A 20,636-nucleotide genomic window follows, 5' to 3' on the forward strand; every position below is an offset into this window, starting at 1 on the left:
CACTTGGTGTGGCCATGGTACTGGATCATCACCGGTTTGCCGCGAGCGCTGCACCATGCTGTCGTGCGCAAAGTTTTTATTGAACGTTCAATTAACAAAAAGTGTAGAGGCTGGTTCCCGATGCGTCAAGTTGAGGCAAGGTGGGGCGGTCAGGGATGGTCAGGAGGGGGAGGCGGGCGAGGCATCGAGGGCCGGTGGCGGCCAGTGACAGGCGGGCGTTCAAGACTGTGGGTTGGCGAGGCCGGTTGGTAAAAGCGCTACAGTGCGGTAGAACATGGAGGGGCAGCATGTCGATCTCAACGTAGGTTGAACGTTGCGCCGACGCTCGAGAGTTGAATGACAACGAACAATAAAACAAGGGGTTAGCATGAAACGATCACCTGGTAAGGTGCTGTTGGCACTGGGCGTCATCGCCGTGCCGGTCATGGCGAATCAGGCCCAGGCCGCCGTGCCGGAAGAATGTCGCACGGTACGTTTCGCCGAAGTTGGCTGGACGGACATCACGGCCACCACCGCCCTGACGCGTGCCGTGCTGGAGGGGCTGGGTTATGAGACGACCTCTGACACCATCTCGGTGCCGATCGCCTATGCCGGCATGAAGAATGATGACTTCGACGTCTTCCTGGGCAACTGGATGCCGTCGATGGCCTCCATCAGTGACCCTTACATCGACAAGGGGCAGGTCGATCGCCCGCGCGCCAATCTCCAGGGCGCGAAATACACCCTGGCGGTGCCGCAGTATGTACTGGATGCCGGCGTGACCTCGGTGGCGGACCTTGCCGACAATCTCGAGAAGTTCGACGGCCGCATCTACGGGATAGAGGCGGGCAACGACGGCAACATGATCATTGCCGACATGATCGATGACGACGCCTTCGGCATGGGCGAGTTCGAGATGATCGACTCCTCGGAAGCCGGCATGCTGGCGGAAGTGAAGTCGAAGATTGCCGCCGAGGAGTGGGTCGTGTTCCTCGGCTGGGAACCGCACCCGATGAATACCCGCTTCGAGATGGGCTATCTGGAAGGGGCCGATGATTACTTCGGGCCGAATCTGGGTGGTGCGACGGTGTATACCAATACTCGCGCGGGCTACAGCGAGGCATGCACCAACGTCGGGGCCCTGCTTTCCAATCTCGAGTTCACCCTGGAGATGGAAAACCAGCTGATGGGCGACATCATGGATGGCGGCGAAGATCCGGATGATGCGGCGGCCAGTTGGCTCAAGCAGAACCCTCAGGTGCTGGAGGCCTGGCTCAAGGGAGTCGAGACCGTGGAGGGTCAGCCTGGCCTTGCCGCGGTGAAGACATCGCTGGGGATCTGATCGGCCCGTCGGGCTCGTCTGTTGAGCTTTTGATAAAAAGTGCTTGCAATTCAGCAGCCTGACCTGCAATATACGCCTCGTCGTGTGGCTACATAGCTCAGCTGGTTAGAGCACATCACTCATAATGATGGGGTCCCCTGTTCAAATCAGGGTGTAGCCACCAGTGATTCCAAGGCCTGCATCCGTGCGGGCCTTGTCACATCTGGATGTCGCTTCGTGCGCTTTCGGAGGTGGATCCGGCAGGAGGAATCGAGCGAGTTCTGCGGTGGTCTGAATGGCCGAAGGTGGTTGACGCCATTGAGTATTTCCGTATAATTCGTCGCGTGTTCAAGGTTGTTCCTCGATAGCTCAGTTGGTAGAGCAAATGACTGTTAATCATTGGGTCACAGGTTCGAGTCCTGTTCGAGGAGCCAATAGCACATGCAGCATGCTTGAAATGTCAGCCTGATAGCATCCATGATGATGTCACTGACAGATGGATTTCCGGTCGTTCCTCGATAGCTCAGTTGGTAGAGCAAATGACTGTTAATCATTGGGTCACAGGTTCGAGTCCTGTTCGAGGAGCCAATCCAAGGCTTCCTGCCAATGCCGGAAATGACGCTGATAGATGAGTTCCTCGTCGTCAGCTTCGATATCGCCCTGATATCGATCGATATTTTGTTGTTCCTCGATAGCTCAGTTGGTAGAGCAAATGACTGTTAATCATTGGGTCACAGGTTCGAGTCCTGTTCGAGGAGCCAATATCACTTCCCTGCTTCCCCTCGTGTTCTCTGCTGGTCGCATCATCGCTGCCTGAGCTTTGCTTGTTGGCTCTGACCATAAGCCCTGTTTCTGAGCTCTGTTCGCAAACCCAGCTTCCTCAGTTCTGCTCGTCAGTCCACTCCTGCTCCGCATCTTGCTTTGGTATTTCGTGCTGCTTCGGCATTTCGTGCTTTCTGCCTCGAGAGCGTGTTCCCGCGTCGACAGCATTCTGCTGTCATCCTCTGCGCGGCAGCTGCCTGGCGTTGCGATGCATGCCATTCCGTTTCTGCTGTTACGTTTTCTGTCTTGTCGTTGCTTCGTATGTGTTGCTGCCTGTGCGTTGTTGTGCGCGCGTTGCTGCCTCGCGCGGCCGTGATGCTGCGTGCCATAGACTTTCTTTGTGGCATGAAAAAAGCCCCTGCGCTCGGTGTTGCATGAGAGCAGGGGCCTTGGCGGTCGACCAGCTTCGTCAGACGGTGGCCGTGGTACGAGTCACGAGAGTCTAGCGATCACCGGTGAGGTGGGCGTAGTCGAGCAGGATCTCGGCACTTTCCTGAAGCTGGGCCTGATCGATCGGGTCCTTGGCTTCCTTGTCGCTGCTGCCTTCTTCGATATCGGCTTCCTGCTCGGGATCACTCTCGGGGGAAGAGATGTGGTCGCTGGCGGCATCGAGTTCGGCAAAGCTTGTCAGTGGCTCGAGGTTGAGGGCGCGACGGCGCTTGTTTTCCAGTGCCAGCTGCTCGGCTTCCTGGGCATCCATCTCGCGTTTGCGCTGCTCACGATTGAGGCTGATGCTGGTCTGCTGCGCGCGCAGTGCCTTTGACAGCGCGACTTCGCTCTTCAGGTAGCTGAAGTTGGGGTCCTGTTCGACGCGGCTCTGGTGGCGGGCGCGCAATGCGGCCAGATAGCGTGCCGGATCACCGTAGCGGCGATACTTCACCGGGCGTACCTGATCCCAGGGCAGCGCATAGTCGAGGCTGGATTCGCCGATCTCCTGCGGGTCGATGACGCTGGGGAAGGCGATGTCCGGCTTCACGCCCTTGTTCTGGGTCGAGTCGCCGGAGATGCGATAGAACTTGGCGCGGGTCAGCTTGATCTCGCCTTCGCTCAGCGAGGAGATGGTCTGCACCGTGCCCTTGCCGAAGGTCTGGCTGCCGAGTATCGGGCCGCGGCCGTAGTCCTGGATCGCACCGGCGAAGATTTCGGATGCCGAGGCCGAGAGGCGGTTGACCAGCACGGTCAGCGGGCCGTCATAGTGGGTGCCGGCATCGGTATCGCCGTAGAGACTGATACGGCCGCGTGCATCACGCACCTGCACGGTGGGGCCGCGATCGATGAACAGGCCGATCATCGAATTGGCTTCCTGCAGGGCGCCGCCGCCGTTATTGCGCAGATCGAGAATGATGCCTTCCACCTGCTTGGCCTTCAGTTCATCGATCAGGCGCGCCACGTCGCGGGTGGTGCTGCGATAGTCGTCTTCACCGGCCTGCCAGGCATCGAAATCGACATAGAAGGCGGGCACATGAATGACACCGATCCTGTGGACGCCGTCATCGCGCTTGACGTCGATGACCTTGGCATTGGCAGCCTGGTCCTCGAGCTTGACGGTGTCGCGGGTGATATCCAGTTCACGCGTCTTGGTGACATCCAGTGACTGGGCCGGAATCACTTCCAGGCGCACGACGGAGCCCTTCGGGCCGCGGATCAAGTCCACGACGTCATCCAGGCGCATGCCGACCACGTTGGTCCACTCGCTGTCGCCCTGACCCTGGCCGACGGCTACGATGCGGTCGGCCGGCTTGAGCTCGCCATCCTTCTCGGCAGGGCCGCCGGGCACGAGACTCGAGACCTTGACGTATTCACCTTCGGATTGCAGCAGGGCGCCGATGCCATCCAGCGACAGTTTCATCTGGATATCGAAGGATTCGCCCTGACGCGGCGAGAAGTATTCGCTGTGCGGGTCGATGCTGCCGGTCACGGCATGCATCACCAGCGTCAGAATATCTTCATCGTTGGTCTGCTTGATGCGCTTGAGCTGGTTGGAATAGCGCTCGCTGAGCGTCTTGGCGATCTCGTCATCGCTCTTGTCGGACAGCGACATCGACAGCCAGGCATTCTTGAGGCGCTTGCGCCACAGCTCGTCGAGCTCCTGCTCGCTATCGGCCCACGGGCTGTCCTTGCGGTCCAGCGCCAGGCGATCGTCCTTGTCGAAATCGAAGCTCGGCTTGGCGTCCAGCGTCTTCACCAGCCAGGTGAGGCGTGCGGTGAGGCGTTGCTGATAGCGCTCGTAGAGCCCATAGATGCGCTCGAGATCACCATCGACCATGGCGTCGTCGAAATCGTGACGCAGGTCGCTGAACTCGCTGATGTCCGCATCCAGCAGATAGGCTTTCTGGGGGTCGAGAGTCTTGAGGTATTGCGTAAAGGCGCGGTTGGCCCAGTGGTCATCCAGGGTCACATCTTCGTAATGCCCATAGCGCAAAGACTCGGCAACTTCGCGAGCAGCCTGTGCATCGGCGTCAGTAGGGGTGACCGCGGCACTGGCAGGGCCGGCCATGGCAAGACACAGGGCAACGAATGCCGTGCGCCGGACGTTTGCGAACAGGCTCATCAATGAAGCACTCCCGATTCATGTACACTCTGCTCCCTGAACGACCTCCCCGCAGGGGGTCGAGCGGGCATTGTAGCAGTCTCACGCACCATACACAGTTGTCTGGCGTTGATGCGTTGGGGTTGTGAAAACTCTGTCAGCGCAGGGCTTTGGCTGGCATGCCGCGCTTCTCGACGCCCCGCTGAATGGTGACTGAATGGCAGTCATGTCATCGAAGGGTCGTCACAGGTTTTCCCCATCATGTTTCTTCTTATACAGTGCCTTGCATATATCTTCGAGGACCAGACGCCATCATGACTCATGCGATTGCGGATTCCCGCGTTCCCGCACTGCTCGACTTCCTGTCTTCTTCTCCCACGCCATGGCATGCGACAGCTTCCATGGCGCAGCGTCTTGAACAGGCGGGCTATCGTCGCCTCAGCGAGACGTCTTCCTGGCAGCTGGCGCCCGGTGAGCGCGCCTATGTCACGCGCAATGATTCCTCGTTGATCGCCTTTCAGCTCCCGAAGGGTGATACGTCGCTGAGCTCACTTCGGATGATCGGTGCGCACACCGATTCGCCCTGTCTGCGCCTGAAGCCCAATCCGGCACAGGCCAGTCAGGGCTGGTTGACGCTGGGCGTCGAGACCTATGGCGGCGTGTTGCTGAGCACCTGGTTCGATCGCGATCTGGGGCTTGCGGGCCGTGTCCAGGTGCGGCATGCGGACGGTCGTCGCGAGACGCTGCTGCTGACGGTCATGCGTCCGTTTGCCTGCGTGCCGAGCCTGGCGATCCATCTGGATCGTGACGTCAACAGCGGGCGTGCCATCAATGCCCAGACCCAGATGTCAGCCGTGGTCATGCAGCTTGGGGAAGAGGCCGGGACGCCCGCGGAGGCCTTCAATGCGCTGTTGATCGAGCTGATCGAGGAGCAGCACGGCGTGCGGGTCGCGGATGTCGTCGACTTCGAGCTGGGCCTGCATGATCTGCAGCCGGCGGCGCAGTCGGGGCTGAAGGGTGAGTTGATCACCAGTGCGCGCCTCGACAATCTGCTGTCCTGCTTCGTCGGTCTCGAGGCACTGCTGGAGGCCGATGGCAGTCAGGGGGCGCTGTTCGTCACCACCGATCATGAAGAAGTCGGCAGTGCCAGCGCCTGTGGTGCCCAGGGGTCCTTCCTGGCCGATGTGCTCAAGCGCATCAATCACTACGTCGGCTTGGACAGCGAAGAAGGCTATCAGTGCCTCGTGCAGCGCTCCTTGATGATTTCTTGCGATAATGCCCACGCCGTGCACCCCAATTTCGCGGACAAGCATGATGCGGGGCATGGGCCGAAGTTGAATGCCGGGCCGGTCATCAAGGTCAATGCCAATCAGCGTTACGCCACCAACAGCACCACGGCCGGGCTGTTCCGCGAGATGTGTCGTGAGCAGGATGTGCCGGTGCAGACCTTCGTCAGTCGTGCCGACATGGGCTGTGGCAGCACCATCGGGCCGATCACCGCCAGCGAGGTGGGGGTGCCGACTCTGGATGTAGGGCTGCCGCAGTGGGGCATGCACTCGATTCGTGAGACATCCGGCAGTGCCGATGTCGCCATGCTGATCAAGGTGCTGGTAGCCTTCTGCAATCGCGAGCAGCTGGACTGAGTCGAGCCGGATTGTGCTGAGAGAGCGGGCGCGTAGCGTAATATCGTAAAAAGACGAGCCTGGAAAAGGGCGGCCTGCGGGTCGCCCTTTTTGATGCCTGTGACCTGGCTCGAGGGCTGTGGCGCAGGGCGCCGGATGCGCGAGTCTTGCGTATGGATCGCGCCCAACGAAAAAGGCCTGACTGCAAGCAGTCAGGCCTTTCGAATCTTGGTTGGTGGCTACACCCTGATTTGAACAGGGGACCCCATCATTATGAGTGATGTGCTCTAACCAGCTGAGCTATGTAGCCGTCCAACGGAGGCGAATATTACGGATTGCCCGTGATGTTGTCAACGTATCAGCGCGAAAAAGTGGCAGGGAATTCATCAGGCTAGCGTCCCGGCCGCGCAGCGAGGGCATCAGGTAGGCTGTCGGAGATAGAGCTGGGGAGAGCCTCTCGCGAGATGGCGCGTGCGATGAGGTCGCCACTGGCGCAGGCCAGCGTGAAACCCAGGCTGCCATGGCCGACGTTCAGCCACAGATTGTCCGGGCTGTTCGCTTGCCGGGGACGGCCGAGGATCGGCGGCCCCTTGGGCGTGCTGGGGCGCAGTCCGGCCCAGGGAGTGGCCTGCGCGAAATCGTCGGCTTCGGGGAAGGTGTCGCTGGCCAGCTTGCGCAGGGCGGCAATGCGCTGCTCATCCAGTTCGGGGTGAAAGCTGTCGCGTTCCCGCTGGCCGATATCCACCATCGCCGCGACGCGCAGCTGACGCGATGCCGACGACTCCAGATCGGCGTAGACCACCTTGCGTGCCGAGTCGGTGACGCTGATGCGCGGCGCGGCCGTCTCCGGGGTGTCAGCTGCCAGTGGCAGGGTGAGGCTATAACCCTTGAGCGGCTGCAGGGGCAGGTGGATGCCCAGTGGGCGCACCAGCTCGGCGGCATGATTGCCGGCCGCGATGACGACCTCTTCGACGGCGAGGCATTCTCGGCGGCCATCAAGGTGTCTGAGCTCGAGCTGCGCGATGCGACCGTTGCGTGCGCTCAGCGGGGCGACGCGCGTGTTGGCGATGCGCGTATAGCGCCCGGAGGCCTGCAGCTTGCGCTCCAGCGCCTGACAGAAGGCATGGCAATCCGCTGTCTCGTCCGAGGCGCTGAAGATGGCGCCTGACAGGTGGGCTTGCTGATGGGCCAGTGAGGGCTCCAGCGCGATGCATTGGCGCGCATCGAGCACCTGCTGGTCCTGCGGGGCGACACGTTCGGCGGCCGCCTTGTCGAGCGACTTGGGATCACGATGGATCACCAGCTTGCCGCGCTGCTGCCAAGCGAAGTCGCCGAGCGCATCTCGAGTGCGCCACTCGCTCATGATCGCCTGGCTGTGCAGCGCCAGCGAGAGCATCTGTGCAGTGCTGGCCTGGTGGGTATGGTGATTGCAGGCGGCCACAAAGCGGGCCATCCAGCGCCATTGTGCGGGGTCCATATTCGGGCGCAGTTTCAGTGGTGCCTCATTGCCTGCCAGCAACCACTTGATGGCCTGGCGGGGCACGCCGCTATCGGCCAGTGGCGCCACATAGCGATAGCTCAGCTGGCCGCCATTGGCGCGGCTGGTCTCACTGGCGACCTCGGCATGGGCGTCGATCAGGGTCACGCAGTGGCCGGCGCGTACCAGGGCGTGGGCACTGGCGAGGCCGATCACGCCGCCTCCGATGACGGTCACGTGGCGTTGCATGCTGGGCTCCCGGGTCGTGAAGGTCGTGTTGCGTTGTGTTCGAGCTTGCCGGTCGCTTGCGTGAGTGGCGAATGAAAAGGATGTGCCGCGCCATAACCCGAGGTTATGGGGTAACCTGATGCGCAGGCGCTCAAGTGCGCCCTCAAGTTCGCCCTCAAGTAAGCCCACTAGACGACCGGACAGGGAGATAGCGCATGCGGCTCAGGGACCTGGAGATATTTCACGCCGTCCTGCAGGCCGGCAGCGTGACCGGCGCGGCGCGGTTGCTGCATATCTCTCAGCCGGCGGCGAGCAAGGCGCTGCAGCAGGTCGAGCGCCAGTGGGGCATCACGCTGTTCACGCGCAGTGCAGGGCAGCTTTATCCCACCGAGGAGGCACGCAAGCTGGAAGCGGCCAGTCAGGGGATGCTCGGTCAGCTGGACGATGTGAGGCGGCTGGTCGATGGCTTGCGTGAGGGCGAGGCGCGCACGCTCAAGGTGGTGGCGACGCCTGCCATCGCCCAGCAATTGCTGCCGCAGGCGTTGGGTCAGTGGCGCAGGCGTCAGCCGCGAGTCAGCTGTGAGCTGGCGACCCAGCATACCCGCGAGATCGTCGATGCCCTGTTGCTGCATGAGGTCGATATCGCCTTCACGCTGAGTGCGCCGACACATCCTGCACTGATGACGCGTCCGTTGGTGCGCATGCCGCTGCTGGTGCTCGCGCCCGCAGGGTATTGGGCACAGGACTGTCAGCAGGCGTCGATGACGGTGGCGGAGCTTGCCGGTCAGCGCCTGATCGCGCTGGGAGCGCACGACCCGCTGGCGCGGCGACTCGATGGTCTGCTGGCGAGCGTAGCGCAGGAAGCTTCAAGCACTTTGCCATCTTCGCCGCGCATCGTGACGCGTGTGCAGACCTATCCACTGGCGGCAGCGCTGGTTCAGGCGGGGGAGGGGTTGGCGGTGGTCGATGCGCTCACGGCGCATGCCGCCACTACGGAGCGCGGCTTGAGCGCTCGTCAGCTGCCCCAGGCGGGTGAGCTGGTGCTGAGTGCCGTGTGGCGACGCGAGGCGGGGCGTTCGCGACTGGCGCAGTCGCTGGCAGACCAGCTCGCCAGGCAGGCCGCGCAGTGGCTGCAGGTGCCGCTGGCAGAGCCCTCTACGGTCTGAGCCTTCCGCTGTTTAGCCCTTCGCTGGTTGAGACCTCCATGGCTTGATCGGTGTCCCTGTTTGTACAGTTTGCCGCGCCACAACGCAGAACGGCCCTGACCTCGTGAGAGATCAGGGCCGTTCTGTCAGGATAGGCTGTCAGGGCGTCAGCTGGGCCCGGGCGTCACCGGGCACCGGTGAGCCATCAGACATTGAAGCGGTAGTGCACCACGTCGCCATCCTTGAGGATGTAGTCCTTGCCTTCCAGGCGCCACTTGCCGGCATCCTTGGCGCCTTGCTCGCCCTTGTAGGCGATGAAGTCGTCATAGGAGACGACTTCGGCACGGATGAAGCCTTTCTGGAAGTCGGTGTGGATGACACCAGCGCCTTCCGGTGCGGTAGCGCCGATCTTGACGGTCCAGGCACGCACTTCCTTCACGCCAGCGGTGAAGTAGGTCTGCAGACCCAGCAGCTCGTAACCGGCGCGGATGACGCGGTCCAGGCCCGGCTCTTCCATGCCCAGCTCGTCGAGGAACATCTCGCGCTCTTCCTCGTCCAGCTCGGCGATTTCGGCTTCGATCTTGTTGCACACCGGCACGACGCTGGCGCCTTCGTTGGTGGCAATGCCGCGCACGATATCGAGGTAGGGATTGTTCTCGAAGCCTTCCTCGCTGACGTTGGCGATGTACATGGTCGGCTTGAGGGTCAGGAAGCCGAAGCCGCGCACGATCTTCAGGTCGTCATCGCTGAGGCCGAAGCTGCGCAGCGGCTGGCCTTCGGCCAGGTGCGGCTGGATGCGTTCCAGCACGGCCTTGGTGGCGATGGCTTCCTTGTCGCCGCCCTTGGCGACGCGGGCCAGACGCTGGATGCTGCGCTCGACGCTGTCGAGATCGGCCAGGGCCAGCTCGATGTTGATGGTCTCGATGTCGGCGGCCGGGTCGACGTGGTTGGCGACGTGGATGACGTTGTCATCCTCGAAGCAACGCACCACGTGCGCGATGGCGTCGGTCTCGCGGATGTTGGCCAGGAACTTGTTGCCCAGACCTTCGCCCTTGGAAGCGCCCGCGACCAGACCCGCGATATCGACGAATTCCATGGTGGTCGGGATCACCTTCTCCGGCTTGACGATCTCGGCCAGCGCGTTCAGGCGAGGGTCAGGCATCGGCACGATACCGGTGTTCGGCTCGATGGTGCAGAAGGGGAAGTTCTCGGCGTCAATGCCAGACTTGGTCAATGCATTGAAGAGAGTGGACTTGCCGACGTTCGGCAGGCCGACGATGCCGCAATTGAAACCCATGGCGCTAGATCCTGGTGTGACGTATCGAATGGGGCGTGGCACTGGCAGTCGTCTCGACCAGCAGGCTCTGAGTGCACAGGCACTGGGCATGCGGGGAAACGAGTGGGCAGGCACGGAATGAAGACAGGCGGGAAGTGTAAGGCCTCATGCCGCCGAGGTCATCCATTGGGCGCATGTCGCGCGACAAATGATGCCTTTTGCTGCTGATCGCGTGGCGAGACGCGCGCACGCAAGCGAGGTGATGCGCTGAGCGAATCACCGAAATTCGGAGAGGGGTGATGCAGAGGTTCAGCTCTTGAAGGAATGCAGGCGATTCATGGCCCGTGCCCATTCGCCACTGATGGCGTCAGGGAGGGTCATCACCACTTCGTCGATGGCGTCGTCGATGGCCTGGCGTTCAGCCTTGCCGGGACGTCCGAGCACGAAGTTGGTCACCAGCTTGGCATTGCCGGGGTGGCCGATGCCGATGCGGGCCCGATGGAACGACTTGTCGTTGCCCAGTGCACTGATGATGTCGCGCAACCCGTTGTGACCGCCATGGCCGCCACCCTGCTTGTAGCGGGCGGTGCCGGGGTCGATGTCCAGCTCATCGTGGGCGACGAGCAGCTCATCCGGGGCGAGCTTGTAGAAGTTGCACAATGCGGCCACGGCCTGACCGCTGCGATTCATGAACGTCGATGGGAACAGCAAATGCAGATCCTGGCCGGCGAAGTGGACCTTCGCGTATTGGCCATGGAACTTGCGTTCCGGACGCAACGTGGTGTGACCGTGGCGCGCAAGAGCGTCAAGGAGCCAGACGCCGGCATTGTGACGGGTGTCTTCGTATTCGTTCCCCGGGTTACCGAGGCCGATGATCGCTTTCACTCGTGACATGCGCTGTCTGGCTCCTTGATCAGGCTGCGTTATTCTGCAGCAGGTGCTTCTTCGCCTTCAGCAGCATCTTCTGCGTCAGCAGAGATGTTCGGACGAGTGACGTTGACCACAGCGGTGTCGTGATCGGCACCGTGGGACAGGGCAACGGACTCGGCGCCTTCCGGCAGAGCGATGTCGGACAGGTGCAGGGTGTGGCCAACTTCCAGCTTGGACACGTCCAGCTCCAGGTATTCCGGCAGGGCTTCCGGCAGGCAGCTGATTTCGACGTCAGTCGCCAGGACGTGCAGGACGCCGTCCTGGTCCTTGACACCGACACAGGCTTCCTGACCAGTGATGTGCAGCGGCACGTTCATGGTCAGTTTGTGGGTCGGATCGATGCGCAGGAAGTCGACGTGAGTCAGCAGCGGCTTGAACGGGTGACGCTGCAGGTCACGGATGACGACTTTCTCGGTCTTGCCCGCAACATTCAGGGTGATGATGGAGGAGTAGAACGCCTCATCGTCAACCGCCTTGTACAGGCTCGGCTTGTCGATCATGACCGGAGTCGGAGCCTGGTCGGCACCGTAGATGATGGCCGGCACGAAGTCGTTCGTACGACGTAGGCGGCGGCTCGCACCTTTCCCCAGGTCTTCACGAACTTCAGCATTCAGTTTGAACAGTTTCATTTTGCAGATACCTCAAGGGTCTAATGAGAATCCGGTAGCCCCCGCGACCAGAGCGCTACCGGATCCATGAGGCCGGCCCGGAGATTTCCGGGCCGGCCGCTTGTCGGCAGATGACGGATCATCTGCCGTTGTCAGTGCCTCTTCCTCGAGCAGCGGCGAGCAGGGCCCGCCGACAGGACTCAGTGGAACATGGCGCTGACGGATTCTTCATTGCTGACGCGACGGATCGCCTCGGCGATCAGGCCAGCGACTGTCAGCTGGCGGATCTTGCCGGAACGACGCGCGGCGTCGGACAGCGGGATGGTGTCGGCAACCACCACTTCGTCGAGGACGGAGTTGGTGATGTTGTCGACCGCCGGGCCAGACAGGATCGCGTGGGACGCATAGGCCACGACGCGGTTGGCGCCATGATCCTTGAGTGCCTCGCCCGCCTTGCACAGGGTGCCGGCGGTATCGATCATGTCATCGACCAGCACGCAGGTGCGGTCCTTGATATCACCGATGATGTTCATCACCTGGGCCTGGTTGGCCTGGGGACGACGCTTGTCGATGATGGCCAGCTCGCAGTTGAGCTGCTTGGCGATGGCACGGGCACGTACTACGCCGCCCACATCCGGGGAGACGACGATCAGGTTGTCATAGTTCTGACGTTCGATGTCGTCGAGCAGGATCGGTGAACCGTAGACGTTGTCCACCGGCACATCGAAGAAGCCCTGGATCTGATCGGCATGCAGGTCCATGGTCATGACGCGATTGACGCCAGCCTTGACCATCATGTCCGCGACCACCTTCGCCGAGATCGGCACGCGAGCAGAGCGCACGCGGCGGTCCTGACGGGCGTAACCGAAGTAGGGAACGACCGCAGTGATACGCGCCGCAGACGCACGACGCAACGCGTCCACCATCAGGATCAGCTCCATCAGGTTGTCGTTGGTCGGTGCGCAGGTGGACTGCATGATGAAGACGTCCTTGCCGCGAACGTTTTCGTTGATTTCTACCGCAATCTCGCCATCGCTGAACTGACCGACGGTTGCATGGCCCAGGCGGGTATCGAGGGCTTCAGCTACCTTGCGGGCGAGAGCGGGATTGGCATTCCCCGCGAATACCATCAGTTTTGACACGCGCAGCCACCTTTGGAGTCTTGTGGGATCTCGGGAGTGGAGAATTCCGGGTTGACCGGGAACGGCCAGGATTGGCTGGGGTACCAGGATTCGAACCTGGGAATGTCGGTACCAGAAACCGGTGCCTTACCACTTGGCGATACCCCAGCAACGTTCACTTCAACCAGTTGCTGTGCTCAGGCCGAAGCCAGAGCGGCATGTAGAGGGGAGATATTGCAACCGCGTGCCGAGAAGGCGTGCCACATCGGGCGCTCGAGTTCGAGTCGACCCAGCACCTCGCTGGCCTGTCGTGCGTCGTCAAACGCACAGAACACACAGGCGCCGGTGCCCGTCAGTCTGGCGGTGCCGAACTGGTCCAGCCAGTCCAGGGCGTCGGCGACTGCCGGGTACAAAGTGCGCACCACGACTTCACAGTCGTTGCGGCCCCCCTGCAGTGCGCGCGCCATACTAATCGCGAGGCTGGAACGTGTCAATTGCGGGTGGCCGAACACGGCGGGTGTCGCGACCTCGACGCCGGGGTGGATCACCACGAACCATGGGGTGTCCAGCGGGGCTGGCACCAGCCGTTCACCGATGCCTTCGGCCCAGGCGGCGAAGCCGCGCACGAACACCGGCACATCCGCGCCAAGCGACAGGCCGAGCTCGGCGAGGGCGTCTTCGCCAAGCTCGAGCCCCCAGAGTCTGTCCAGCGCCAGCAGGGTCGTGGCGGCGTCGCTGCTGCCGCCCCCCAGGCCGCCACCCATCGGCAGCACTTTCTCCAGCGTGATATCGACACCGGGCAATGCGGTGGGTGACGCGACCTTGCCCTGCGCGTGTGCGGCTTCTCGCAGCAGGCGCGCGGCGCGCACGATCAGGTTGGCCTCTTCGGGCACACCTTCAATAGGCGGCGAGAGGCGGATGGCCTCATCGTCGCGCAGCGTGAAGCTGAGGCTGTCGCCGTGCTCGAGAAACTGGAACAGCGTCTGCAGCTCGTGATAGCCATCGGCTCGCTGGCCCGTGATATGCAGCATGCGGTTGAGCTTGGCTGGGGCGGGCAGGGTGAGAGTCATGGTCGATGCGGATGCGGCTGCGGCTGTCGGGGGCGTCATGGAAGAAGGAGAAGGTGTCACGATCACAGCGCCTGCCACTGGTTGACGATGAGAGTGGCGGTGAGGTCGCCGTAGTAGAGTTTCATCTTGCGCGGCAGCCACAGGCCTTCGGCGCGGGTCCAGTCCTGATAGTCCACTTCCCAGCCGTCCTGGTAGAGGGTGGTCGGGAAGCCCAGCTCATCTGCCTCGATGTCATGCTCGCCAGCGGCCGGTACACCGCGCACCCAGTTGTCGAGGGCGCCCAGCGGCAATGACCAGCCCAGTTGCGCCAGCATCAGGCTCTCGGCATCCGGGGCCTCGAAGTCCCCCTCGGAGGAGGAGAGGCGCACGCCTTCGTCGTCGCGCACCAGGGTCGTGCGCCCCGCGCCCAGCGGCCCGGTGATCAGCATGTGGTAGTCATCGCCGTCCTGCTGCCAGTCGAGGTTGGCGCTGTGGCCTTCCTCGGGGGTGCGAATGCCGACCTTGCCTGCCAGTTGCCAGTGGGTCAGGGCGGCAAGTTGCGCGTCCTGTTGCTGCCAGTCGCCGTCGCTGCGCGTCAGATCACCGGCATTGTCGCTGGCCATCTGGCTGGCGCAGCCGCTGAGTACCAGTGTCATGGCCAGCAGGGCTGGCCCGAGCAGGCGGCGTGCCTGGCCCAGCAGGGGGAGTGACAGGGGAGAAGTGATCATGACGCGAAGGCCTTCCGGATGGCGAGAAGATGAGTGACGGTGAGTGAGACTCCACCCACTGACGGGTCAGGATAATGGACTCGCCAGTGGGCAGAAAGTGCCGGGTAGCGTGGCAGTGCCCTTCAGGGCGCGTCGACGACCGGGCGCAGTTCCGGAATGTGCTGGAACAGGGCTTCGAGCTCGCTGGCTTCTTCGAAGCGCTCGCTCAGCTCTACCGCCAGGCCACGGGCTTCATCCTCGCGGCCCAGCGCCCATAGCACCTCGATGAGATGGGCGCCGATCTCGGCATCCTGCTGCTGGGCCCAGGCGGCTTCCAGTGGTGCCAGCGCATTGTCGAGGTCGTCGGTCAGATAGCGGCCCCAACCGAGGCTATCCAGAATGGCCGCGTCGTCGGGCGACAGCGCATGGGCGCGCTCGATCAAGGCCAGTGCTTCCTCGAGGCGGTCCGTCTCCACCAGCAGGGTGTAGCCGAGCGCGTTGTAGGCGCTGGCGTTGTCGGGCTCCAGCGCGATGACCTCCCGCAGGTCTTCTTCCATGCCGCCCAGCTGATCATCTTCCAGGCGACGGATGCCGCGCAGGAACAACAGGCTGCCCAGCTCGCTTTCCAGCGTGTTGCGCGTGTCGGTCTCCTGGGTGGCGATGGCTTGCTTGAGCGCCTTGCGGCGCGTGGTGATGCTGCTGCTCAGCAGGGCCTCGGCCTCGGCATGCGCCTCCTGGGAGTCGAGCAGGTCGATCTCGAAGCTGAGCAGCGTCATGGCATGACGCGGATGGCGCAGGCGTTCCACGGCCAGGAACTGACGGGCCTCGTCCGTGCGCTCATGTTCGACCAGCAACTGGGCGGCACGGGCGCGGCTGGAAATGTAGCGCTCGCCGTCCGGCACCTGACGGTAGTAAAGGATGGCGTTGTCGACGTCGCCGCTGGACTCGGCGGCCAGCCCCAGCAGGGCATAGGCGGCGTCCGGCACCGGGTCTTCGTCGAGCAGCGGCAGCAGCAGGCGATGGGCGTCCTCGGGGGAATCGGCATCAAGATAGAGGCTGGCCAGCGCCAGGCGCAGGCGTGGCGCGTTGGGATGGCGGGCAATGAGGCTGTCGATGCGCTCGCGTGCCGCGTCCAGATCGCCGCTGGCCAGTTCGGTCTGCGCGGCGCTCAGGATCAGGCGGCTGTCATCGGGGGTGATCTCAAGGCCTTGGGCCACCGCACGCCGCGCCGCCTCGAGACGCCCCGCGCTGCGTTCGATCTCGCTGCGCGCCAGCCAGAGCTCCGCCAACGTGGCGTGAGCACTTTCCAGGCGCACCAGGCGTGCACGCGCCGCTGTCTCATTGCCCAGCGCTGCCTCGAACAGTGCCGCGGCTATCTCGGGCATCGGCTGCTCGGGATACTGGGCGATATGCGTCTCCAGCATCGCCAGCAGGGGTTCGAGCTCGGCGCCGGCATCGATCGCCTGCTCGGCCAGGGTCGCCAGATTGCCATTGCCGCCACTGGCGGTGAGCATCAGGCGCTGCTCGAGTGCGGCCTGCCAGTCGCCTCGCTCGACCGCCAGGCGCGCGCGGATGATGCCGGGCTCGCTGGCGGACTCATCGAGTTGCTGCCAGCGTTCGGCGGCGCGCTCCAGCAGGGCCGGGTTGTCGGCGAAACGAGCCGCGAGCACGGCGCGGCGCGCCAGTTCCGGGTCATCGAAGTGACGGCTGGCGGCCAGATAGCCATTGGCGGCGCGGGGATAGTCACCGCGCTGTCCGGCGAGTTCGGCGCTCAGCAGCTGATTGAGGCTGTCGGCATCGAGGCCCTGCTGGATGGGCGGCGCCGTGGCCAGCGGGTCGGGCTGCGCCATCAGGGGCGCGGAGTCGCTCATCGACTGACAGCCGGTCAAGCCCAGCAGCAATCCGCCCACGACGCAGGACTTCCACCCGGCGCGCGGGCGACGGGGGGCATCAAGGCAGGCGTGCGCGTGCGGGGGGCTATGTTCAGCGGCAGTCGAAGCGTGCATGCAACCTCGCATTTGTCAGTGGGAGCAGGATGAGGGAACAGGGCGGTCGAGCCGCAGGCCGGGTCATGCGCGCAGCGTGGCGCTGACGAAGGCGTCGTGTCTCGCAGCATAACGGCTGGCGGCGAGCGGGGATAGCGTTGCCGATGCAAGCAAGTGGCATGACCCACCGGACGCCTCGTATGCCGACAGATACGCCGCGCGGGCTGATAGCGATAGCCTGCCAGCATCATGGAAAATCCTCATCGGCTGCGACATGCTGCGGGGTCGCGTGGTACAGACGCTGTGGTAGAATGAGCGCGCTAATATTACGATCTCAGCCGCTTCGGCAGCCCTGTGTGCCTTTATGTCAGCCGCCTTTGTCCCCATTGAGTCGACAGGTGTAAAGGCACCGAGCCTGCGCGGATTACCTGCTGTCCTGGCCTTGGCCGCGCGGCAGGCCAGCACCGAGAGCCGCCTGACATTGACGCCGATTCCTGCCGGCCAGACCCTGACGACTGACTCCATGACCCTTCTTGCCCTTGGCATCAATCACCGCACCGCCGCCGTTGACGTGCGCGAGCGCGTTGCTTTCACGCCTGCGCAGCTCGATGCCGCGCTGGGCGAATTGAAGCGCCTGCCGGCGGTCTCCGAAGCGGCGGTGCTGTCGACCTGCAACCGTACCGAGCTCTACTGCGTGACCAGCGATGGCGCCAAGTCGGTGCTCGAGTGGCTGGGGCGTTTTCACCGCCTGCCGGTGGAGGAGCTGTCGCGTTGCAGCTATCAGCACCTGGGAGAAGAGGCGGTACGCCACCTGATCCGTGTCGCGGTGGGGCTGGACTCGATGGTGCTGGGAGAGCCGCAGATTCTGGGCCAGCTCAAGGACGCCTATCAGTTCGCGCGCAACTCGGTGGGGCTGGGCGGTGAGCTCGAGCAGCTCTTCCAGCATATCTTCCAGGTCGCCAAGCAGGTACGTACCGAGACCGGTATCGGCGAGAACCCCGTCTCGGTGGCCTACGCCGCCGTCAGCATGGCCAGCCACATCTTCGATGACTTCTCGCGGGCCAATGCCCTGTTGATCGGTGCCGGCGAGACCATTGAACTCGTCGCGCGCCATCTCAAGGAAGCGGGCATCGCCAACCTGTGCATCGCCAACCGCACCGTGTCGCGCGCCGAGCGTCTGGCCGATGAGCTGGGCGGGACCGCCATCGGCCTGGAAGGCATTCCGCATGCCCTCGAGAATGCCGATATCGTGATAGCCTCCACCGCTTCCCAGCTGCCGATTCTCGGCAAGGGCATGGTGGAACGCGCGCTCAAGAAGCGCCGCTACAAGCCGGTGTTCATGGTCGACATCGCCGTGCCGCGAGATATCGAGCCGCAGGTCGGTGACCTCGACGACGTCTTCCTCTATACGGTCGATGACCTGCAGGAAGTGATCGACGAGAATCGTCGCCACCGTGAGCTGGCCGCTGCCCAGGCAGAAGAGCTGATTCGCCAGGGCGTCAACGCCTGGTTGCACCTCAAGCGGGTGCGCAGTGGCGGCGAAGTCATCAAGCGCTACCGCAGCCATGGCGAGCAACTGCGCGCCGAATGCGAGGCGCAGGCGCTGGCGGAGCTCGATCAGGGACGCGACCCCCAGGAAGTGGTCGCGCAGCTGGCACGCCAGCTGGCCAATCGCTTCATGCATCACCCGACGCTGGCACTGCGCCAGGCCTCGGGAGACGATCGCCAGGATATTCTTCAGACGGCCCAGACGCTTCTGCTCGCGCCGGCTGATTCATCACAGGACCCTTCATGAAAGACAGCCTCATCACCAAGCTCGACACCTTCCATGACCGCTTCGAGGAGATCTCCGCACTGTTGTCGGAGCCTGAAGTGATCGGGAACCAGGCCAGGTTCCGCGACCTGTCGCGGGAGTATGCCGAGCTTGAGCCATTGATCGAGGCATGGCGCCGCCATCGCGGCCTGAACGAAGACCGTGACGCCGCGCTGGCGATGGCGGAGGACAGTGATCCCGAGATGCGCGACATGGCGCGTGAGGAAGTCCGCGATACCGATGCGGCGCTCGAGACGCTGGAAGCCGAGATCACCCAGCTGCTGATTCCGCGTGACCCGGATGACGGCGCCAACGTCTTCCTCGAGGTGCGCGCTGGTACGGGCGGTGACGAGGCGGCGCTGTTCGCCGGTGACCTGTTCAAGATGTATTCGCGCTACGCCGAGCTCAAGGGCTGGAAGGTCGAGACCGTCAGCGCCAGCCACGGCGAGCACGGCGGCTTCAAGGAAGTCATCGCCCGCGTGAAGGGCGAGGGCGTCTACTCGCGCCTCAAGTTCGAGTCCGGCGCGCACCGCGTACAGCGTGTGCCCGCCACCGAATCCCAGGGGCGTATCCATACCTCGGCCTGCACCGTGGCGGTGATGCCCGAGGCCGATGAAGTCGGTGACGTCGACATCAATCCGGCCGACCTGCGCGTGGATACCTATCGCAGCTCCGGCGCCGGTGGTCAGCACGTCAACACTACCGATTCCGCGATTCGCATCACCCACCTGCCCACCGGCGTGGTGGTGGAGTGTCAGGATGAGCGCAGCCAGCACAAGAACCGTGCGCGTGCCATGTCACTGCTGGCGGCGCGCCTCAAGCAGGCCGCCGTGGACACCCAGGCACAGGCCACCTCCGATGCCCGTCGCAAGCTGGTCGGCTCCGGGGATCGCTCCGAGCGCATCCGGACCTACAACTTCCCGCAGGGGCGTCTGACCGATCACCGCATCAACCTGACGCTCTACAAGCTCAATGAAGTGATCGCCGGCCAGCTGGACGAAGTGATCGAGCCACTGGTGGTGGAATACCAGGCCGATCAGCTGACCGCACTGCAGGAGCAATAAGGTGAGAATCGATGTCACCCTGGCAGCCGCGACTGCCCGTCTGAGCGAGGCGGGCAGCGATTCTCCGCGTCTGGATGCCGAGTTGCTGCTGGGCGAGGTAATGGGGCGTGAGCGCACCTGGTTCTACACCTGGGGCGATCGTGATCTCGAGAGCGAGGCCGGCGCCGAGGGCGTGGCACGTTTCGAGGCGCTGCTGGCACGTCGGGCCGAGGGCCATCCCGTGGCGCATCTGCTCGGGCGGCGTGAGTTCTATGGCCTGACGCTGGCCTGTTCGCCGGCCACACTGATTCCGCGCCCGGACACCGAGGTGATGGTGGAGTGCGCGCTGGAACTGGCCGAGGCCACCAGCGGCAAGCTGCTGGATCTCGGCACCGGCACCGGCGCCATCGCGCTGGCCTTTGCGCGTCATCGCCCGCAGTGGCAGGTGTTGGGGGTCGATCTCATCGAGGAGGCCGTGCAGCTTGCACGCGGCAATGCCGAGCGTCTGGCGATCGCCAATGCCGAATTCCGCCAAAGTGACTGGTTCAGTGCCGTCACCGAGAGCGGCTTTGCGCTGATTACCGCCAACCCCCCTTATCTGGCCGATGATGACCCGCATCTCGCGCTCGGCGATGTGCGCTTCGAGCCGCGCTCGGCGCTGGTCGCGGCCGAGTCAGGGCTGGCGGACTTCCTGCATCTGATCGCCACTGCGCCGCAGCACCTGGCCGCAGGCGGTCACCTGATGCTGGAACATGGCCTTACCCAGGGCAATGAAGTGCGCGAGGCACTGCGTGCCGGCGGCTTCGTCGACGTCGAGACCCTGGAAGACCTGGGCGGGCGCGAACGCATCACGCTGGGCAAGCTGGCCTGATGCTCGCCGGGCGCCGTCTAGCGGTGCCCGTGCGTGCTCCCCACTGACATCCTCGCGCTTGGCACCCCTGTAGTGCATTCCACCGTTTTCAGTGGAGTCTGCGTGGAAT

15 protein-coding genes and 6 tRNA genes are annotated in these 20,636 nt (G+C 63.4%); 10 read left to right on the forward strand and 11 right to left on the reverse strand.

Annotation, left to right across the window (positions count from 1 at the left end):
• The first annotated feature begins 367 nt into the window (after nt 1-367).
• The 5 genes from CLAM6_RS03290 (at nt 368) to CLAM6_RS03310 (ending at nt 2,061) form a co-directional block, all read left to right on the forward strand.
• Nucleotides 368-1,321: a choline ABC transporter substrate-binding protein gene (locus CLAM6_RS03290; protein ID WP_441303503.1), complete on the forward strand. Its 954-nt coding sequence runs from the start codon at nt 368-370 to the stop codon at nt 1,319-1,321.
• A gap of 86 nt (nt 1,322-1,407) precedes the next feature.
• Nucleotides 1,408-1,484, forward strand: a tRNA-Met gene (locus tag CLAM6_RS03295).
• Between the two features lie 174 nt (nt 1,485-1,658).
• Nucleotides 1,659-1,734, forward strand: a tRNA-Asn gene (locus CLAM6_RS03300).
• Between the two features lie 78 nt (nt 1,735-1,812).
• A tRNA-Asn gene (locus tag CLAM6_RS03305) sits at nt 1,813-1,888 on the forward strand.
• A 97-nt stretch (nt 1,889-1,985) separates the two neighbouring features.
• Nucleotides 1,986-2,061 (forward strand) — tRNA-Asn (locus CLAM6_RS03310).
• Between the two features lie 503 nt (nt 2,062-2,564).
• Here the strand turns inward: CLAM6_RS03310 and CLAM6_RS03315 are convergent.
• Nucleotides 2,565-4,673, reverse strand: coding sequence for a carboxy terminal-processing peptidase (locus CLAM6_RS03315; RefSeq protein ID WP_054555131.1), 2,109 nt, complete (start codon nt 4,671-4,673; stop codon nt 2,565-2,567).
• A 293-nt stretch (nt 4,674-4,966) separates the two neighbouring features.
• Between CLAM6_RS03315 and CLAM6_RS03320 the strand changes: the two genes are divergently transcribed.
• Nucleotides 4,967-6,295, forward strand: coding sequence for a M18 family aminopeptidase (locus CLAM6_RS03320; RefSeq protein ID WP_153635149.1), 1,329 nt, complete (start codon nt 4,967-4,969; stop codon nt 6,293-6,295).
• 212 nt (nt 6,296-6,507) lie between these two features.
• Here the strand turns inward: CLAM6_RS03320 and CLAM6_RS03325 are convergent.
• Nucleotides 6,508-6,584: transfer RNA gene (locus CLAM6_RS03325), tRNA-Met, on the reverse strand.
• A gap of 81 nt (nt 6,585-6,665) precedes the next feature.
• A complete protein-coding gene (locus CLAM6_RS03330; RefSeq protein ID WP_153635150.1) occupies nt 6,666-8,000 on the reverse strand; it encodes a D-amino acid dehydrogenase in 1,335 nt (444 codons plus the stop codon).
• A gap of 194 nt (nt 8,001-8,194) precedes the next feature.
• Here CLAM6_RS03330 and CLAM6_RS03335 point away from each other — a divergent pair, with 194 nt between their 5' ends.
• Nucleotides 8,195-9,145, forward strand: coding sequence for a LysR family transcriptional regulator (locus CLAM6_RS03335; protein WP_153635151.1), 951 nt, complete (start codon nt 8,195-8,197; stop codon nt 9,143-9,145).
• A 184-nt stretch (nt 9,146-9,329) separates the two neighbouring features.
• Here the strand turns inward: CLAM6_RS03335 and ychF are convergent, their stop codons facing one another.
• The 8 genes from ychF to CLAM6_RS03375 all read right to left on the reverse strand — a co-directional run bounded on the left by ychF (nt 9,330) and on the right by CLAM6_RS03375 (nt 16,725).
• On the reverse strand, nt 9,330-10,421 hold the full coding sequence (ychF, locus tag CLAM6_RS03340) for a redox-regulated ATPase YchF (RefSeq protein WP_153635152.1): 1,092 nt from the start codon (nt 10,419-10,421) through the stop codon (nt 9,330-9,332).
• Nucleotides 10,422-10,709: 288 nt separating this feature from the next.
• Nucleotides 10,710-11,294 (reverse strand): aminoacyl-tRNA hydrolase, encoded by a 585-nt coding sequence (gene pth, locus CLAM6_RS03345; RefSeq protein WP_043335900.1) that lies wholly within the window; start codon nt 11,292-11,294, stop codon nt 10,710-10,712.
• Between the two features lie 29 nt (nt 11,295-11,323).
• A complete protein-coding gene (locus tag CLAM6_RS03350) occupies nt 11,324-11,959 on the reverse strand; it encodes a 50S ribosomal protein L25/general stress protein Ctc (protein ID WP_043335898.1) in 636 nt (211 codons plus the stop codon).
• A 179-nt stretch (nt 11,960-12,138) separates the two neighbouring features.
• Nucleotides 12,139-13,080: a ribose-phosphate pyrophosphokinase gene (locus CLAM6_RS03355; RefSeq protein WP_172978614.1), complete on the reverse strand. Its 942-nt coding sequence runs from the start codon at nt 13,078-13,080 to the stop codon at nt 12,139-12,141.
• Between the two features lie 72 nt (nt 13,081-13,152).
• Nucleotides 13,153-13,227: transfer RNA gene (locus tag CLAM6_RS03360), tRNA-Gln, on the reverse strand.
• A 29-nt stretch (nt 13,228-13,256) separates the two neighbouring features.
• Nucleotides 13,257-14,129: a 4-(cytidine 5'-diphospho)-2-C-methyl-D-erythritol kinase gene (gene ispE / locus CLAM6_RS03365; protein WP_131431347.1), complete on the reverse strand. Its 873-nt coding sequence runs from the start codon at nt 14,127-14,129 to the stop codon at nt 13,257-13,259.
• Between the two features lie 62 nt (nt 14,130-14,191).
• Nucleotides 14,192-14,836 carry a lipoprotein insertase outer membrane protein LolB gene (lolB, locus tag CLAM6_RS03370; protein WP_153635153.1) on the reverse strand — a complete coding sequence of 215 codons (645 nt, stop codon included), beginning with the start codon at nt 14,834-14,836 and terminating at the stop codon, nt 14,192-14,194.
• A gap of 122 nt (nt 14,837-14,958) precedes the next feature.
• Nucleotides 14,959-16,725 (reverse strand): tetratricopeptide repeat protein, encoded by a 1,767-nt coding sequence (locus tag CLAM6_RS03375; RefSeq protein ID WP_172978615.1) that lies wholly within the window; start codon nt 16,723-16,725, stop codon nt 14,959-14,961.
• A 598-nt stretch (nt 16,726-17,323) separates the two neighbouring features.
• Between CLAM6_RS03375 and hemA the strand changes: the two genes are divergently transcribed.
• The 3 genes from hemA to prmC are packed head-to-tail and all read left to right on the forward strand — an operon-like array spanning nt 17,324 to nt 20,527.
• Nucleotides 17,324-18,595, forward strand: a complete 1,272-nt coding sequence (hemA, locus tag CLAM6_RS03380; protein ID WP_043335883.1) for a glutamyl-tRNA reductase — start codon at nt 17,324-17,326, stop codon at nt 18,593-18,595.
• Complete coding sequence (prfA, locus tag CLAM6_RS03385) at nt 18,592-19,677, forward strand: peptide chain release factor 1 (protein WP_043335881.1); 1,086 nt, start codon at nt 18,592-18,594, stop codon at nt 19,675-19,677. Before hemA ends, prfA begins: the two co-directional genes overlap by 4 nt.
• A 1-nt stretch (nt 19,678) precedes the next feature.
• The gene (gene prmC, locus CLAM6_RS03390; protein WP_107335445.1) at nt 19,679-20,527 is read left to right on the forward strand and encodes a peptide chain release factor N(5)-glutamine methyltransferase; all 849 of its coding nucleotides are present in this window, start codon (nt 19,679-19,681) and stop codon (nt 20,525-20,527) included.
• Nucleotides 20,528-20,636: the final 109 nt, after the last annotated feature.

It is taken from the genome of Cobetia sp. AM6 (assembly GCF_009617955.1).
GTDB classification, from domain to species: domain Bacteria; phylum Pseudomonadota; class Gammaproteobacteria; order Pseudomonadales; family Halomonadaceae; genus Cobetia; species Cobetia amphilecti.